The sequence below is a fragment of the Oceanicaulis sp. genome (assembly GCF_965249665.1).
GTDB lineage: Bacteria > Pseudomonadota > Alphaproteobacteria > Caulobacterales > Maricaulaceae > Oceanicaulis.
In genome coordinates this window covers 553,548-570,411 of the sequence record NZ_OZ252247.1, presented here as the reverse complement: position 1 = coordinate 570,411, position 16,864 = coordinate 553,548, and the positions used below count along the sequence as shown (strand labels likewise).

Genomic DNA, 16,864 nt, shown 5'->3' with positions numbered 1-16,864 from the left:
GTTTTATTCGGGAGGCTTCCATGGCGACTTATGATCTGAAAATCACCGGCGGCATGATCCACGAAGGCGAGGGCGGCTCGCCCTATATCGGCGATGTCGGGATCAAGGCGGGCCGTATTGTGGCGGTGGGCGAAGCGCCGGGCGACGCCGATGAGGTGATTGACGCCAAGGGCTGCATCATCACGCCGGGCTTTATTGACGTGCACACCCATTATGACGGTCAGGCCACTTGGGATGACCGCATGGAGCCTTCGATCAAGCATGGCGTGACCACCGCGATCATGGGCAACTGCGGGGTGGGGTTCGCCCCCGTGCGCAAATCCGACCATGAGCGGCTGATCAAGCTGATGGAAGGGGTGGAGGACATTCCCGGCACCGCGCTCGCCGAAGGGCTGAGCTGGGATTGGGAGAGCTTTCCCGATTATCTCGACGCGCTTGAGAAAACCCCGCGCACCCTCGATGTGGCGGCCATGGTCGGCCATGACCCGCTCAGGGTATATGTCATGGATCAGCGCGCCAGCTTTGACCAGCAGGCCAATGACGAGGAGATCGCCAAAATGCGCGACCTCGTCTCTGAAGCGCTGGACGCTGGCGCCATCGGCTTCGCCACCGGGCGCTCTGACCTGCACCGCACCGCGGACGGGGAGTGGACCCCGGCCTCTGAGGCCACCACCAAGGAGCTCACCGGCATCGCCAGCGCCTTCAAGGGCCGCAACCATGGCGTCATCCAGGCGGTGTCCGATTTTGATCTTGAACGCGACCAGTCGCGCTTCGATGAAGAATGGAAAGTGGTCGAGGACTATGTCCGCGCCGCCGGCGGTCGTCCCTTCTCCATGTCCCTGATGCAGCGCGACTTCGCGCCGGATCAATGGCGCAAGATTCTATCGGGTCTGGAAAAGCTGGATGAGGAAGGCTTCACCGTGCGCGCCCAGGTCGCCCCGCGCGCCATTGGCGTCTTCCTGGGGCTGCAATGCACCTTCCACCCCTTCATGGGCTTCCCGGCCTATAAGGAGATCGCTGACCTGCCGCTGGATGAGCGCGTGGCGGTGATGAAGACGGACGATTTCCGCAAGAAGATCCTCAGCCAGAAGTCAGACAAGCTCGCCGGTCCCGGCAGCTCGATCCCGCCCATCGCCGATCTTCTGATCGAAAACATGGAGATGGTGGCGGGCAAGCTCTTCACCTTGTCTGAAAATCCCGATTACGAGCAGCCGCCCGAAAACGCCATCGGCGCCAAGGCCGAAGCGCGCGGCGTCTCGGTATGGGAGGAGCTCTTTGACACAGTGATCGCCCGTGACGGACGTGAGCTGATCTATCTGCCGATCTATAACTATACCGAGCTGAGCTATGACAATGTGCTGACCATGATGCAGCACCCGCTCGCCATTCCGGGCCTGTCAGACGGCGGCGCCCATGTGGGCACGGTCTGTGACGCCAGCTTCCCCAGTTATCTCTTGAGCTATTGGACCCGCGACCGCACACGCGGACCCCGGATTGCGCCCGAACGCGCCGTGCAGATGCTGACCGGCGATATCGCCGATTACCTTGATCTCAAGGATCGGGGCCGGATCAAGCCGGGGATGAAGGCCGATCTCAATGTCATCGACTATCAGAAGCTCCGCCTGCATCCGCCGCGCCTCGTCAAAGACCTGCCCGCGGGCGGTCAGCGCCTCTTGCAAGACGCCGAAGGCTATCGCGCGACAATTGTCTCAGGTGAGGTTGTGGTGCGCGATGATCAGGTGACCGACGCCCGTCCGGGCCGCCTTCTGCGCGCCGGTCGGCAAGAGGCGATGGCGGCGGAGTAGGGCTGAAACCCCGGCCGAGCGCAGCGCAGAGCCGGGGCCTCCCTCAGGATCAGGCGCTCTAAGCGGAGAGAGGTCCCGGGTCTCGCTAAGCTAGCCCGGGACTTCAAAACGTTTGTTCGCTCAGCCCCTACCGCACATAACTCGCGCCATTGACGTCAAACGTGGCGCCGGTGGCGCTTTTGCAGGCGCCGGACAGCAGGAAGGCGGTCAGGCGCCCCAGCTCGTCCGGGCTCGCCATGTCGCCATAGGGCACTTCTGAGAGCGCCGCCTTGCGGTCGTCAGGGTCTTGCGGGGCCATTTCGGTGTCGATCCAGCCCGGCGCGATGGCGTAGGCCAAAAGGCCTCGGCCCGAATAGGCGCGGGCCAGCGTCTTGATCATTGCAATAAGCCCTGCTTTCGAGGCCGCGTAGGCGGGGTGGTCGGCGTCATCACCGCGGTGCGCGGCGCGAGAGCTGATCGCCACCATCGAGCCGGGTTGCGGCCCGTCCACCCAATCCTGGGCCGCGCAGCGCGCCAGATCAGCGCAGCTTTGTAGATTGATCTGAAGCGTCCGCGCCCAGTTCTGCTGCCAGATATCGGCGGGGTCATGGATGTTGGAGGCTTCAAAGACGCCGTGATTGAGCACCAGGCCGTGGATCGGGCCGTCTGCGAGGGTTTTCGCTTGGGTCCAGGCGGGCTCGGCGGCGGCCGGGTCTGAGAAGTCCGCCTGCACGAGCCCCATCGCCTGATCGCCCAGCTCGCTCGCCATGGCTTTGGCGGCGTCGGTGTTGCGGGCATAGCCCAGGATCACCTGGCCGCCAGCTTCTGCGATCTGGCGAGCGATGCCGGCGCCGGCGCCGCGTGAGGCGCCGGTGACGAAAAAGGTCTGGTTCTCAAGACGGATCATGACAGGTCCTATTGCGGCGTCAGGGTCAGCACATGGCTGCCTTCGGGCGCGGTATCAACCGTCCAGTCATCGCGGATTTCGAAATACTCGCCCGCCGCCCAGCGGGGCGCGAGGTCGCCGTGATGGGGCGAGAGCGGGTGACCGGACTGGCCGGGCGCGAACATGTAGAGCGAGTTATTGAGGTCAGACAAATCATAGATCGCCCTCAGGGACGCGGCGTGGAACACGTCGTAAGTCCCGGACGCATAGCTGAAATGCGCCACATTGATCGTCGCGCCGTCGCCAGGGACTGACACGCGGTTGGCGAACATGGGGCCGATCAGCGGCAGGGAATCAAACGGGTGATCGAAATCGGCCACATGCATGTCGCCCCAGCGCCAGCGATCCATATCCCGCCCGAAAGCATCTGCGGTCTCCGCCATGGCGGCGTCGAGCGCCAGCCCGGCGGTGATCGAGCAGCTCTCCACCGCGTCCGTACGCACATCATCGCACCAGGCGGACGCTTCGCCCGCCAGCACGTCTTCGAGGAAGGCGCGGCGAGGCTGGTTGAAAGCCGAGGCGAGCGTATCAAGCTCATCATTCCAGATCGCGCCGGAGAGCACGCGCAGCCAGGCTGAATAGATCAGGGCTTCTGGCGCATCCATATCCAGCGCGCCATCCCAGGCTTCAAGCCGCGCCAGGGCTTCCGCCCCCAGCTGGCTTTCAGGTTCGGAGCCCAGCAGCACGGGCAACAGACGCAGCGCCTGCTCGCTGGTCACATCCATTTGCAGGGCGGCGAAGCTCTCCAGCGTATGACGCTCACGAGCCGCAAGTTCCCGCTCGATCCGTGGCGCACGATAGGTCGCGTATGAGCCCGGAAGCGGGTAGGGATAGTCTGGCCCCGCCACCAGATTATTGCCCGACGCGATGACCCCGCCTTCGGGATTGCGCACGCGCGGCAGCTCGTCAAACGGAATAAAGCCCGTCCAGTCACCAGCCTCATCGCGGATCGGCAACAGCCCGGCTGTTGTGTAACCGATGGTGCCGTCCACGCTGGCGAAATGCATGTTCTGCATGGGGGCGGTCCAGCCGCGGCCCGCCTCGACAAAGTCATCAAAGGTCTGCGCTTGCATGATCGCGAGGGTGGCGTCCGCTACGCGGTTGCCCGGCGCGGTCACGGTGGAGCGGCGCACCACAATGGCGTCCTCGTCAAAGCCGCGCAGATCAAACCATTCCGGGTCCAGCACCGGGCCGTCGCCGGTTTCCTCGATCGTCAGTTCATAGGGCTCGGAGCGGCCCTTGATCATAATGGTTTCGGTGCGCGTGGTGGTCTCTTCAGCGTCGCGATCGCGCTCGAGAATGTCGATGACGTCAAACCCGGTATTGGTGAAGCCCCAGGCGGCGTGGGCGTTCCGGCCCAGAATGACGAAGGGTGAGCCGGGCACTGTGCCGCCGATGACGGGGCCATAGGAGAGATTGAGGCGCACATAATACCAGATCGCCGGCGTGCTCAGGCCCAGATGGGGGTCGTTGGCCAGCAGCGGACGTCCGGTTTCGGAGCGCTCGCCCGACACCACCCACGCGTTTGAGCCGGGCTGGTTGTCTGATTGCGCGCTGGGCTGAACAGGCGCGCTCAAGGGCAGGGTCTGCACATCGCCGAACCGAGCGCGCATATCCTCGGCCTTCAGCATGGTGGGCGCCCAGTCGGGAAAGCTCATTGTGAATTGAGCCAGCTGCTCGGCGGAGAGAATGTCATCGAGCAGAGCGCGATCCATGTCAGCCCCCGCCCCGGCGGCGAGGTCATGGGCCAGCAGCACCACAATCGCGGCGCTGTCTTCGAGGCTCCACGCCTCAGGCGCGGTGCGCAGGACAGCATATTCAGGCGCGACGGCGCCTTCGCTCAAGCGCGCGTTCACGCCGTCGATATAGGCTTGCAGCATCGCGCGAGTGTCTTCGGATGTGTTGTCGACGATCTCCTCGGTTAGACGGCGAAACCCATAGGTCCGGGTCTGGGCGTCCGCGCGCAAATACTCCTCGCCGAACAAGGCCGAGAGCTCTCCGCGCATATAGCGCCGCGCCATATCCATTTGGAAAAAGCGTTCGCTGGCGTGCACATAGCCGAGCGCCGTCATGACATCGGCATCGCTGTCTGCAAAGATATGGGCGATGCCGTTCGCGTCGCGCACCACATGGGCGGGGCGATCCAGAACCGATACGGTGACGTCGCCGGACTGGCGCGGCTTGGACGCGTGGAACCGCTCCACCATCCAGGCGCTGACGCCCAGCACACAGATAAGGGCCAGCGCCAAGGCCGCCAGGAGTATGCGAATGATCCAGGTGTTCATGTAGGGCCTCCCCATGGCCAAAGTCGGATATGTCGTGATGCTTTAAATGCGGTGCACTGTACTCACAGCGCCATACTCTTCATTAAGTTGTGTGGGGTACAGTCATGAAAAAATCCTATGGGTGTGTCATGACTGTTCCCGAGCCCTCCACCGCTGTGTGTGAAGACGCTGTCTGCCGCTGCGCCGAGCCGATTCCCGAGCGTCTGCGGTTTGCGTTTCAGCCGATCATCGATTTCAAGACACGGACTATCTTTGCACAAGAAGCGCTGGTGCGCGGCGCGGAGGGGCAGTCGGCCGGTTCGGTCCTGTCCAAGGTGACGGCCGACAACATGCATGCCTTTGACCGGCACTGTCGCATTCAGGCGATCAAATCCGCCAGCGCCGCCTTGTCTGACCGGCCCGAGTTTCTGTCTTTGAACACTATGCCGAACGCCGTTTACGATCCGGCGACCTGCTTGCGCACGACATTGGCGGCGGCGGCGGCGAACAGCTTTCCAACCCATCGCATCATGTTCGAGATGACCGAGCACGAAGCGGTCACCGACCCCGATCACTTCGCCATGATCGTGCGTTCCTACAAGGATATGGGGTTTCTGACCGCGCTGGATGATTTCGGCTCCGGCGGCGCCGGTTTGACCCTGCTCGCCGCTGTCATGCCGGACATCATCAAGCTCGACATGGGCTTGGTTCGCAACGTCCATATCAGTCCGGTCAAACGCACCATCCTGTCGGCCATGGTGGAGATCTGCGACCGCTTCGACATCAAGATCATTGCTGAAGGCATTGAGGTCAAAGCCGAGGCGCGCGCCTTGTTCGATCTGGGGATTCACCTGTTCCAAGGCTATTATTTCTCCAAACCGCAACTGGACGAGGCCCCGGCGATTTCTGACATCAACTGGTCGATCGCACGCTAGCCGGCCTGCAGTTTTCTGAAAAAGTCAAACATCTTGCCATAGGGCGGGCGGATCAGGCGGCTGGGGTGCCAGACCGGCGCCTCAAACACGCTGCGCTCATGGGTGAAGGTGAGAAACCCGCTTTCCCCGTGATAACTGCCATACCCGGAGGCGCCGACGCCGCCAAACGGCAGGTCTTCCACCGACAGGTGCAGCAGCGGGGTGTTTACAGCCGCGCCGCCTGAAATCGTCCGCCCCAGAAAATCGCGCGCGGTCTGCTTGGACTTGGCGTAGACATAAAGCGCCAGCGGCCGGTCACGCTCATTGATAAAGCGCGCGGCGTCCTCCAGCCCGTCATGGCCCAGCACAGGCAATATCGGCCCGAAAATCTCTTCCTGCATCAGTTTGGAGTCGAGCGGCGGATTGACCACCACCGTGGGCGGGAAGATGCGCGTATTACCGGCGGCGGCCTTATCAAAAGCCAGCTGATGCACCTCCGCGCCGGCGTCGCGCACCTCTTCGACCATCTCGCTCAATCGGGCGTGATGGCGTTCGGAGATGATCGCCGTGTAATCGTCATTGGTGGCGACGTCGGGCCACATCTCGCCCGTCTCATGCATCATCGCCTTGGCTAAGTCCGCTTCAGAACCGCGCGGAACCAGCGCATAATCGGGCGCGACACAGGTTTGTCCGGCGTTCAGAAACTTGCCCCAGGCCACGGTCTTTGCGGCTTCCGCGCCATCAAAATCCGGAGCGATCACTGTCGGCGATTTGCCGCCCAGCTCCAGCGTCACCGGGGTCAGATTCTCCGCCGCCGCCTTGGCGACGATGCGCCCCACCTGGGTGGAGCCGGTGTAGAACAGATGATCAAAGGGCAGGGCGGTAAAAGCGCTGGCTTCTTCCACGCCGCCTTCAATGACCGCCACATGATCCTCGCTGAACAGCTCGGCCAGGGTGGACTTGATCAAGGCCGCGGTGCGCGGGGTGAATTCACTGGGTTTGATCATCACCCGGCATCCTGCGGCCAGGGCGGCGACCAGCGGCGCGAAGGCCAGTTGCATGGAATAATTCCAGGGCGAGACGATGCCGACCACGCCTTTGGGCTCACGCCGTATATAGGCCTTGCCCGGCGCCAGCGTCATCGGCACCGGGACGGGCTTTGAGCTCGCCCATTTGTTGAGATGCTGCCGGCTGTGTTTGGCCGTGGCGATGGTGAAGCCCAGCTCCGCCATCGCGGTTTCAGACTTGGAGCGCCGACCGAAATCGGCGTCGATGGCGGCGGCGAAGTCATCGCCACGGCTTTTCACCAAGGCTTCGATCTTCTCCAGATCCGCCTTGCGGTCAGACAGGGGGCGGTGGCGTTCGGATTCGAACGCGGCTTTTTGCCGGTCAAAGATCGCCTGCATGGCGTCTACGGCGGCTGGAGCGGTTTGCATATGGCTGTCAGGCATGTGTCTGTCTCCTAGCGCGCACGGATCATATCGGCGGCGCGAGTGGCGATCATGATGGTGGGCGCATTGGTGTTGCCGCCGACTATACGCGGCATGACGGATGCATCCACTACGCGCAGATTAGTGACGCCGCGCACACGGCATTGCGGGTCTGTGACGGAAAGCGCGCCGCTCCCCATCGCGCATGTGGAAGTAGGATGATACAGCGTTTCGGCGCGCTGACGCACCTCATCGGTGAGTGCGGAACGGCTGGCGCCTGGATCTGCGGGCAGATCCAGCTGGTCAAATTCGCCGTCGAACGCATCGCTGAGCAGAAGATCGCGTGCGATTTCCAGGCAATCCGTCATCACCTCCACATCTTCCTCGTGGTCGAGATAGTTGGGATCAATGCGGATAGGCGCACGCGGATCCGCGCTGTCCAGCCGCAGTCGGCCGGTGCTCTGCGGATACAGATGGCAAGCGTGCAGGCTCATGCCATGGCCCGTCAGGGTTTCGCGCCCATGGGGGCTGGCGAGGGAGGGAATGAAGACCAGCTGGATATCCGGTAGGTCCCGCGCCCGGCTGGAGCGCACAAAGCCGCATCCCTGAACCGGATTGACGGTGAATTTCCCCGTTCCTGTCAGCGCCCATTGGAGGACATCGCGGGCCGTCGCCGGGAATTTGCGCGCCGAATAGCCGATGGAGGTCGCCGATTTGGTGCGCGCGCGCGCCAGAATGTCGAGATGGTCCTGAAGGTTTTCGCCAACGCCGGGCAGGTCGTGTTCGACACTGATCCCGTGCTCCCGCAAATGATCGGCCGGACCGATGCCTGACAGCATCAGAAGTTGAGGCGAATTGATCGCCCCGCCCGACAGGATCACTTCGCGCTTGGCGGTGACGGACTTCATCTCTCCGTCGACCTCAATGAGTACGCCTTGCGCTTCACCGTTCTCGATCATGATGCGGTGGGCCAGGGCGCCGGTGACGACGGTGAGGTTGGGACGGGTCAGGGCCGGTTTGAGAAACGCGTCCGCCGCTGACCAGCGCTTGCCGCCTTTCTGGGTGACCTGATAGGGGCCGAACCCTTCTTGCCGCGCGCCGTTATGATCATGGTTTTCAGGGATCTGGCGCTGGCGGCAGGCTTCGAAATAGCGCTCGGTCAACGGGTTGAGCGGGCTGATCGTCTTGACGTTCAGCGGGCCGCCCTGACCGTGAAAAGGGGCGCCATGGTTTTCATTGTGCTCGACTTCCTTGAAAGCTTCCAGCGCCGCATCGCCATTCCAGCCTTCAGCGCCGTACGTGCTTTCCCAATCGTCATAATTCTCCAGCGCACCGCGCATATAATGCATGGCGTTGATCGAAGAGGAGCCGCCCAAGGATTTGCCGCGCGGCCAGTAGAGCTTGCGGTCGTCGAGATTGTGCTGCGGTTCTGTCCAGTAATCCCAGTTGATCGCCGGATTGGTGATGGCGAACTGAAGCAGCATCGGCGTCTTGATGATCGCCTTATTGTCGGATCCGCCAGCCTCCAGAACACAGACGGAAACGTCGCGATCCTGGCTCAGTCGGTCGGCGAGCACGCATCCCGCCGAACCGGCCCCGACGATCACATAGTCAAACTCCGTGTCTTCGGCGCGGCTCATTGGTCGCCTCCGTCACGCGGCAATCTCTGACTGTTCTGGGAAGCGCCGCGCGGCGCGACGGCCTCGGCGATGGCGCGGAAGACGGCGGTCATCTCCACACTGCGCTCGCCCCAGTCTGCGTCGCCAGCATTCTGGGCGATCACGAGATCGCGGTTCCGGTCTATCCAGATATACTGGCCAAACACGCCGGCGGCGTAGAATTCACGATCATAGTTTTCCGGAATCCAGAAGTGCAGGCCGTAGCCGCGATGGGCATACCGGCTCGCGCCCGGTTCGTGCGATGGCGTGGGCGGGGTTGAGACCAGATCCACCCAGCCCTCTGGCAGCAGACGCTCGCCGTTCCAGACGCCGTCCTGCAGGTAAAGCTGGCCCAGACGTGCATAATCTTCGCTGCTGGCCTGCAAGCAGCAATAGCCGATGGCGACGCCTTCAGGGCCGGGCTTGTGCTGCAGCCAGGTCGCATGATCGCGCATGCCCAGCGGTTCCCAGAGCTCACGCTGGATGATCTCGGCGAGGCGGCCTTCATAGACGCCGCGCACGACCGCGGAGAGCACATGGGAGTTGGGGCTGATATAATGAAAATCCTCGCCCGGCTCACGATCGCGCTCAATCAGCGCGATCATGTCGTCGGGATTGCGGCGCATGATGAAGGCGTTGAAAAAGAGCGGCCGCACATCAGACGGCGCATCCGCGCTGTATTCCTCGTTAAACGCCATGCCAGAGGACATCATCAGCAGCTCGCGCAAGCTGTTCGCGCCATAATCGGTCCCGGCGTATTGCGGTGCGTACCGGTCCACCCGGTCATCCAGGCTCTCGATCAGGCCCTCATTCAGCGCTTTCCCGATCAGGGTCGCCACGAAGGACTTGCCGACCGACCAGGAGGTGAAGCGTGACTGGTCGTTCGCCTCATATGCATAGGTCTGGGCGATCACTTCCCCGCGAGACAGCACGGTCAGCCCTGTGACCTTGGCCTCGGCGAGGTAGTCACCCAGCGTTTTGGTTTCCCCCTGCCATTCATAGGTGATGTCGAGCGATTGAACGTCGCGCGGAAAGGGTGCGGGCGCCTCGGCGTCGATCCCTGTACTGGGCAGGAACTCATCCATGCGCTGATAGGTCAGTGGATACTGGTCTGGATCGTCCAGCGACCGGATCTTAGCCGGGGCATAATCAGACCAGGGTCTGTAGTACCAGCCTGCGCCCACAAGCCCGAGCAAAACCAACGCGCCCAATACGGCTGTCAGGATACGCTTCATTCAATCTCTCCCCGAACATGTTCGCCCGATCTCGCCGCAATCTGCGGGGCGGGCAAATCAGTTAGCCTTAAGTGAACACCTTTCAGAGAGTGAGCGCCAGTCAAAACCCGCTATGGATGTTTGCACCGGGGCGTGCTCACTCCGCGGGGGTCAGCCGCAAGACCTGGCCCTCCGGGGATTCCGCCAGCACCCAGATTGCGCCGTCCGGTCCATTGACCACCTGTCGGATGCGCTGTCCGCGTTCTGACAAAAGACGCTCCTCGCCCACAACCACCCCGTCTTCAAGATCCAGCCGGTGCAGCGCCTGTCCCGCCAGCGCCGTGACCAAAAGGTCGCCACGCCAGTCTTCGAACAGACCGCCGTCATAGAGGGCAAGGCCGCTGGGAGCGATGGAGGGCGTCCACACCCATTCCGGGGCGTCAAATCCGTCATGCTCAAAGAAGGGCGAGATACGCGCGCCGTTATAATCGAGCCCCATGGTGGCGATGGGCCAGCCGGCGTTCGCGCCAGGGTTGATCGCGTTCAGCTCGTCGCCTCCGCGCGGGCCGTGTTCATGTGTCCAGATCGTCCCTGTCGCGGCGTCCAGCGCGATGCCTTGCATATTGCGATGGCCATAGCTGTAGACATAGACGGCCGCGCCGCCCTCATCGGCGAAGGGGTTGTCATTCGGCGCGGATCCGTCGGGGTTCAGCCTCAGTACGGCGCCGAGATGATTGCTGCGCACCTGGGCCTCTTCGCGATAGGCGAAGCCTTCTCCGGCGGTCATCAGCAAGGTGCCGTCCGGCAAAAAGGCCAGACGTGCGCCGTAATGGGCGTTGGTGCTGCGCATGGGCTCGGCCCGGAAAATCGTCTCGCCCTCCACCAGCTGGCCCGCTTCGTACCGGGCGCGATAGAGCGCCGGCGTGTTGGCGTCCGCCGTTCCAGACGCGTAGCTGAGATAGACGACGCCCGTGGTTGCAAAGTCCGGGCTCAGCGCCAGGTCGAACAGGCCGGCCTGCCCCTCGGCGAAGACGTCATCCGGCCCGCCGGGCACATCGCTTAAAGTCCCGTCTGAAAGCCGTTTGATCCCGCCATTGCGTTCGCTGATCAATGCGGACCCATCCGGCAGAAAGGCCATATCCCATGGAATCTGTAGCCCCTCTGCGATCAGTTCGACCTGATAGCTGGCGGGATCCAGATCTGTGGCGGGCGGCGCCGCTTCGGGCGCTTTTGAGCAGGCGCTGAGGGCGCCCAGGACAAGCGCGAGACCGCTTGGTGCGATGACGGTTTGGGTCAGCCGGATCATGATGGTTCCCTCGCGCGTGTGTTTGCGGCAGTCTCACAGTTATTGCGAGCGCCAAGCACTATGAGCGCTATACTCGGCGTGTGCAAAGGGGGAATGGGCCATGACGATACTCAGAGTTTTCGGAGCCTATCTGGCGGTGGTGCTGATCCTGGTGACGCTTGCGGTTATCGCGCAAAGCCTGTTCGTTCTGGCGGGGTTGATGGCGGTCGGCGCTGAAATCGGCGCAGCGGACGCGCTGTCCATGATCGTTGACGACCTGGTCGGATTGGGCCCGCTTTACGCCATCTTCATCGCGCTGGGCTTGGCCGTCGCCTTGCCGGCGGCGGCGCTGACCGGACGACTGCTGCCCGTGCCGCGCGGCTGGGTGTTCGGTGCTGCCGGGCTGGTGTGCATGCTGGTGATGCTGACCTTGATGAAAGAGGTGTTCTTCGGCGTGCAGGTTATTGCGGGCGCGCGCAGCATGGCCGGGCTGCTCACTCAGGCGGTCATAGGTGGTCTCGCGGGGGTGGTCTTCGTGTTCCTGACAGCACCGCCTCGGAGCAAAGCGTCAGCTTAAAAGACTGATTCCTAAGCCGAACGATGGCGGCAGGGCTTCAAGGCGCATGATGCGGCTCTGAATAACCGTCATGCTCGGGAGCATCAGTGCTTGTGCGCAGCATAAAATCATTATCCAGAAAATCACAAATTATCTCAATAGCATAAATAAAATGCTGCGCCGCACGCAGAGGCTGCGCGTGTGAGGTTTGCGCCACGTTTGGGGCGTTGCAAGAGCAAGTCCGCATGACAAAACTCTCAAAGCCTGCATAAGCTAAGCCCAAGTGCGGACAGCGATCCTCGACACAATATCGCGACGCAACATCCATCAGGGGAGGAGACCTTCATGAACCGTTTGACCAAAGCCGCTGTTCTCGGGGCGACGGCGCTCGCCGCAGGCGTAGTCGCTGCACCCGCGTTCGCTCAGCAACCGGATGTGATCACTGTCACCGCGCAAAAGCGTGAACAGACCTTGCAGGAAACGCCGGTGTCTGTGGCCGTGGTCACCGATACGGCGATCCAGCAATCGCAAATTCGCGACGCAGCAGACCTTCAGACCCTCGTCCCGTCCTTGCGGGTGGCCGAGTTCGCCTCCTCAACCAACACCGAATTCAGCCTGCGCGGCATCGGCACGTCGAGTTTCAACCCCGGACTTGAACCGTCCGTGGGCGTGTTCGTCGACGGCGTTTACCGTCCGCGAGCTGGCGCAGCCATTAATGACCTTCTGTCGATTGAACGCGTCGAGGTCATCCGTGGCCCGCAATCCACCCTGTTTGGTCGCAACACGCCTGCGGGCGTGGTGAGCTTCATCACCAAAGAGCCCGAGTTTGAGCTCGGCGGCGATGCGGAAGTGACGTTTGGCGATTTCGGCCAGTTCGTCGCGAAAGCCACCGTGACCGGCCCGATCATCGAGGATGTGCTCGCGTTCCGCGTCGATGCGACCACGCACACCAATACGGGTTATCTGGACAATGTGTCGCCTGTGGCGCAACGCCAAGAGCTCAATAATCGCGATCGCCAGTCCTATCGCGGTCAGCTGATGTGGTATCCCACCGACGCCACTGAAGTGCGCATCATCGCCGATCTGGGCGTGATTGATGAAAATTGCTGCGCGGCGCCGTTCGGTTCTTATGACCCGATCGACCAGGGCGCGATCATTGCACTGGGCGGTACGGCTCTGCCTGCAGACCCGTTTGACGGCCAGATGGCGGTCGACGGCAATGTGAACACCCAGCTCGACACAGCCGGACTGTCCGCCCAGATCGACCATGAGTTTGATGGTTTCACCTTCACCTCGATCACCGCGTATCGCACCTATGATGAATCCCAGAATATCGATGCGGATTTCTCCGATATCGACCTGCTGGGTGCGCGAAATATCGATAACGAATACAATAGCTTCACCCAGGAGTTCCGTTTCACCTCCAATGGCGGCGAGTTCGTCGACTGGATGTTCGGCGGCTTCTATTACAAGAATGAGCTCGAATTCAATCAGCGCCTGGCTTACGGCGAGGACAGCAAGGCGTTCTTTGACCTGGCGTCCGCCGGGCAAGTCGCCGATCTGGTGGCGGCCTTCGGCCTACCGGCGGGCACGGGCGGCATTACGCTGACTGAATTCCTGATCGGCGCGAACAACCAGCTGGGCGTCACCGGCGTTCCGCAACTTCCCGCAGCCGGCTATTTGCAGCCGGGTACGGGCGTTGAGCAGGAAAACTACCAGTACGATACAGAATCCTGGTCAGCCTTCGGTCAGTTTGACATCAACTTCACGGATCGTCTGACCCTGACGATTGGCGGTCGCTACACCGAAGAAGACAAGGAGATGGAGACCCGGATCAATATCAACGATCCGCTCTCGGCTCTGAACTTCACCGATCTGGGCGCAAGCCTGCGCCTGCCTGAGGCGTCGCTCTGCCCGTCCTTCCCGAACGGCAATTCGTGCCCCTACCTGCTGACCACAGTTCTGGCCCAGCAGGCGGCTGGCGATCCTGCGCTTGCAGCTCAGCTTGAGGGCGCGCTTCAGGCGTCCGGCATTCCTGGCGCAACGCTCGCCAATCCGTTCGTGGTTTATGACCCGACCGTTGCGGCTTTTCTGGCGAACACGCCGTTCAATCTGCTGACGGATTTCAGCGCGTTCCAGAATTTCGGCCCGGTGGACGCCAGCCAGTATCCGAGCTCGCGCTCTGACGACAATTTCTCCTATAACGCCATCCTCAGCTATGATGTGACGGACACCTTCAACATCTATGCGAGCTATTCCACCGGCTTCAAACCGGGCGGGTTCAACCTGTCTTATGAAGCGGCGGAGACCGGCATTTTCGAGTTTGAGGATGAGAGCGCCTCATCCTGGGAGCTGGGCGCGAAAGGCGCACTGCTCGATGGCGCGCTGGTCTATGCCGTGACCTATTTCAACCAGGAGATCGAGGACTTCCAGTCTGAGGCCTTCGTGGGGACGGGCTTTGCGCTCGACAATGCAGGCTCCATTGAAGTCAGCGGCATCGAGTTTGATTTCAGCTATGCGCCGACCGATCGCCTGTTCTTCACCTTGGGCGGCACCTATCTGATCGATGACAAGTTCGGCGATTATGAGTTCGCGCCGTGCCCGGACAGCTCGCCGCTGTTTGGCCCGGTGTGGGATCCGGCCGACCCGACCTTCTCCAATTGTAACGCCCCGCGGACGAATGATCGCGGCGAGACAGGGACCTTCAATAACCTGTCTGGCGTCGACCGGGGCAATCCTGAACTGGTGGCGGCCTTCACAGGCACCTACACCCATCCGGTCAACGATCGTCTGGATCTGATCCTGCGCGGTGAAGCTCAGCACACCTCTGAGTTCAATCTGGTCGCGAGCCTGGACCCGCGTCCGATCGCCAATCAGGACGCCTTCACCCTGTACAACGCCTCTGTGACCTTGTCGGCTGCGGATGAGAGCTGGGCGCTGCAGTTCTGGGGCCGCAACCTCACCGAGGAAGACTACGCCAAGGGCGGTTTCCCGTCGGTGGGTTATCTGGGCGCCAGCTTCAATAACTATCCTGGCGATCCGCGCACCTATGGCGTGACCCTGCGCGCGCGGTTCTAAACTAAGCGCATAGAGACAACAGACGAGACGGCGCCGGAGCATTCCGGCGCCGTTTGTCTTTGTGCGCCGGCCCTTGTTTTATCCCTTGCTTTTTTGAGGTGAACGGCGTTCAATTTTTCGTATGAATGAAAGCATGACAGATGTTCTGGCCTTGATCGGGGCAGCGTTCGGCATTGGCCTGATTGTTTTGCTGAACATGGCCTTGGGCTGGACACGCTTGCGCCTGAACACTGAAGGTGAGGCGCAACGCTTTCTCAAGCGCGACGTCATGGGATTCAAGGTCGGGACTGAACAGATTCTGACGCCGGACCGTTGCGGCTATCTGTGTCTGGAGGCGGATGGCGGGCGCATCGGTCTGGTGCTGGCGCGCGGCGACAATGCGGTTGTCCGCGCGCTGCGCCCCGGGGATGTGCGCTCGGCTCAGGTGAACGGCACGACCCTGACGCTGGCGCTGTTTGATTACACCTTGCCGCGCGCGGTGCTGGAGCTGGGCCGAGATGGTCAGGCGACAGACTGGGCGGATCGTCTAAAAGACTTTGTGCGGGCGCCTGGCGGCACACCCGGAAATGAGGCGCGTTATGCCAAATCTGCCTGATCCGATCCTGTGGGCCATACCCGCCTTTATCCTGCTGGTCATCGCCGAGATGATCTACGGACGCATGACCGGCAATACCCGGTTCGAGCCGCGTGATACGGCCGCGAGCCTGGTGATGGGATTGGGCAATACGGTGTCGGGCGTTCTGCTGGGCGGGATTGTGCTGGCCTGGCTGGTGTTCGTCGAGCAGTTCGCGCTCTTTGATATTGGTTGGGCTTGGTACTGGTTCGTGATCGCCTTCGTGCTCGATGATTTCGTCTATTATTGGAGTCATCGCTGGGCGCATACTGTGCGCTGGTGGTGGGCGGACCATGTGGTTCACCATTCCAGCCAGCACTACAATCTGTCGACGGCCTTGCGCCAGCCTTGGCTGAACCCGTTGACGCTGAAATTCATTTTCCTTGGCAGCTGGCTCGTTCTGATCGGTTTTCCGCCCGCCATGATCGCCTTCGTCGGCGCGCTGAACCTGATTTACCAGTTCTGGATTCACACCGAGGCCGTGGGCAAGATGTGGGCCCCGATCGAGGCGGTGATGAATACGCCCAGCCATCACCGGGTCCATCACGCCACCAATCCGCGCTATCTGGATCGAAATTACGCAGGCGTTTTTATCGTCTGGGATCGGATGTTCGGCACCTTCGAGGCTGAAACCGATGAAGAAGAGATCCGCTACGGCATCGTGCGCAATCTCGGCACCCATAACCCGCTGACGATCTGTCTGCATGAATGGTGGGGGATTTTAAAAGACGTCCGCTCGGCTCGCTCCCCGCGCGAAGTTCTGGGCTATTGGCTTGGCCCGCCCGGCTGGTCACCGGACGGCAGCCGGGACACGTCCGCCATACTCAAGGCCCGTTGGCTGGAAGAGCATAGAGAAGACACGGCAGCGCAGTCTGACAAGCACCCGCCTATCGCCGCCGAATAAGCGTGCGGCGCAGCATGCAAGAATAGTGATATTGATCAACGCATAGCGTGAATTGCGTTGCCGATCTATGTTGCCATGCGGCGAAAATAATTCTCTTTTTCATTGAAAATGCACGGTCTTGCGCTGGACAGGGATGGGTCAGTTGATCCAAAGTTGAGAAGTGAACGCCGTTCATTGCTTGCTGAAGACAAGCAGACGGCGTGGAGCTGGCGCGTCCG

Annotated in this window: 12 protein-coding genes; 6 read left to right on the top strand and 6 right to left on the bottom strand. The window is 61.7% G+C overall.

All coding sequences use genetic code 11. The features are described 5' to 3' along the window. Positions 1 to 20 precede the first annotated feature (20 nt). Positions 21 to 1,805, top strand: a complete 1,785-nt coding sequence (locus tag ACP154_RS02780) for an N-acyl-D-amino-acid deacylase family protein (protein WP_421857093.1) — start codon at positions 21 to 23, stop codon at positions 1,803 to 1,805. Between the two features lie 127 nt (positions 1,806 to 1,932). Here the strand turns inward: ACP154_RS02780 and ACP154_RS02775 are convergent, their stop codons facing one another. After that, positions 1,933 to 2,691, bottom strand: a complete 759-nt coding sequence (locus ACP154_RS02775; RefSeq protein WP_421857095.1) for an SDR family NAD(P)-dependent oxidoreductase — start codon at positions 2,689 to 2,691, stop codon at positions 1,933 to 1,935. Between the two features lie 8 nt (positions 2,692 to 2,699). Beyond that, positions 2,700 to 5,015: a penicillin acylase family protein gene (locus ACP154_RS02770; protein ID WP_421857097.1), complete on the bottom strand. Its 2,316-nt coding sequence runs from the start codon at positions 5,013 to 5,015 to the stop codon at positions 2,700 to 2,702. A gap of 128 nt (positions 5,016 to 5,143) precedes the next feature. Between ACP154_RS02770 and ACP154_RS02765 the strand changes: the two genes are divergently transcribed. After that, entirely contained in the window at positions 5,144 to 5,929 is a 786-nt protein-coding gene (locus ACP154_RS02765) for an EAL domain-containing protein (protein WP_421857099.1), read from the top strand. Here the strand turns inward: ACP154_RS02765 and ACP154_RS02760 are convergent. The 4 genes from ACP154_RS02760 to ACP154_RS02745 form a co-directional block, all read right to left on the bottom strand. Continuing rightward, positions 5,926 to 7,359 (bottom strand): coniferyl aldehyde dehydrogenase, encoded by a 1,434-nt coding sequence (locus ACP154_RS02760; RefSeq protein ID WP_421857101.1) that lies wholly within the window; start codon positions 7,357 to 7,359, stop codon positions 5,926 to 5,928. The genes ACP154_RS02765 and ACP154_RS02760 overlap by 4 nt on opposite strands. An 11-nt stretch (positions 7,360 to 7,370) precedes the next feature. Continuing rightward, the gene (locus ACP154_RS02755) at positions 7,371 to 8,978 is read right to left on the bottom strand and encodes a GMC family oxidoreductase (RefSeq protein ID WP_421857103.1); all 1,608 of its coding nucleotides are present in this window, start codon (positions 8,976 to 8,978) and stop codon (positions 7,371 to 7,373) included. Beyond that, positions 8,975 to 10,231 (bottom strand): serine hydrolase domain-containing protein, encoded by a 1,257-nt coding sequence (locus ACP154_RS02750; protein ID WP_421857105.1) that lies wholly within the window; start codon positions 10,229 to 10,231, stop codon positions 8,975 to 8,977. Before ACP154_RS02750 ends, ACP154_RS02755 begins: the two co-directional genes overlap by 4 nt. Before the next feature lie 136 nt (positions 10,232 to 10,367). Further along, complete coding sequence (locus ACP154_RS02745) at positions 10,368 to 11,516, bottom strand: PQQ-dependent sugar dehydrogenase (RefSeq protein ID WP_421857107.1); 1,149 nt, start codon at positions 11,514 to 11,516, stop codon at positions 10,368 to 10,370. A gap of 100 nt (positions 11,517 to 11,616) precedes the next feature. Between ACP154_RS02745 and ACP154_RS02740 the strand changes: the two genes are divergently transcribed. The 4 genes from ACP154_RS02740 (at position 11,617) to ACP154_RS02725 (ending at position 16,646) form a co-directional block, all read left to right on the top strand. Next, positions 11,617 to 12,072, top strand: a complete 456-nt coding sequence (locus ACP154_RS02740) for a hypothetical protein (RefSeq protein ID WP_421857109.1) — start codon at positions 11,617 to 11,619, stop codon at positions 12,070 to 12,072. Between the two features lie 324 nt (positions 12,073 to 12,396). Beyond that, positions 12,397 to 15,129: a TonB-dependent receptor gene (locus ACP154_RS02735; protein WP_421857111.1), complete on the top strand. Its 2,733-nt coding sequence runs from the start codon at positions 12,397 to 12,399 to the stop codon at positions 15,127 to 15,129. Between the two features lie 133 nt (positions 15,130 to 15,262). Then, complete coding sequence (locus ACP154_RS02730) at positions 15,263 to 15,724, top strand: hypothetical protein (protein ID WP_421857113.1); 462 nt, start codon at positions 15,263 to 15,265, stop codon at positions 15,722 to 15,724. Continuing rightward, complete coding sequence (locus ACP154_RS02725; RefSeq protein WP_421857115.1) at positions 15,708 to 16,646, top strand: sterol desaturase family protein; 939 nt, start codon at positions 15,708 to 15,710, stop codon at positions 16,644 to 16,646. Before ACP154_RS02730 ends, ACP154_RS02725 begins: the two co-directional genes overlap by 17 nt. Positions 16,647 to 16,864: the final 218 nt, after the last annotated feature.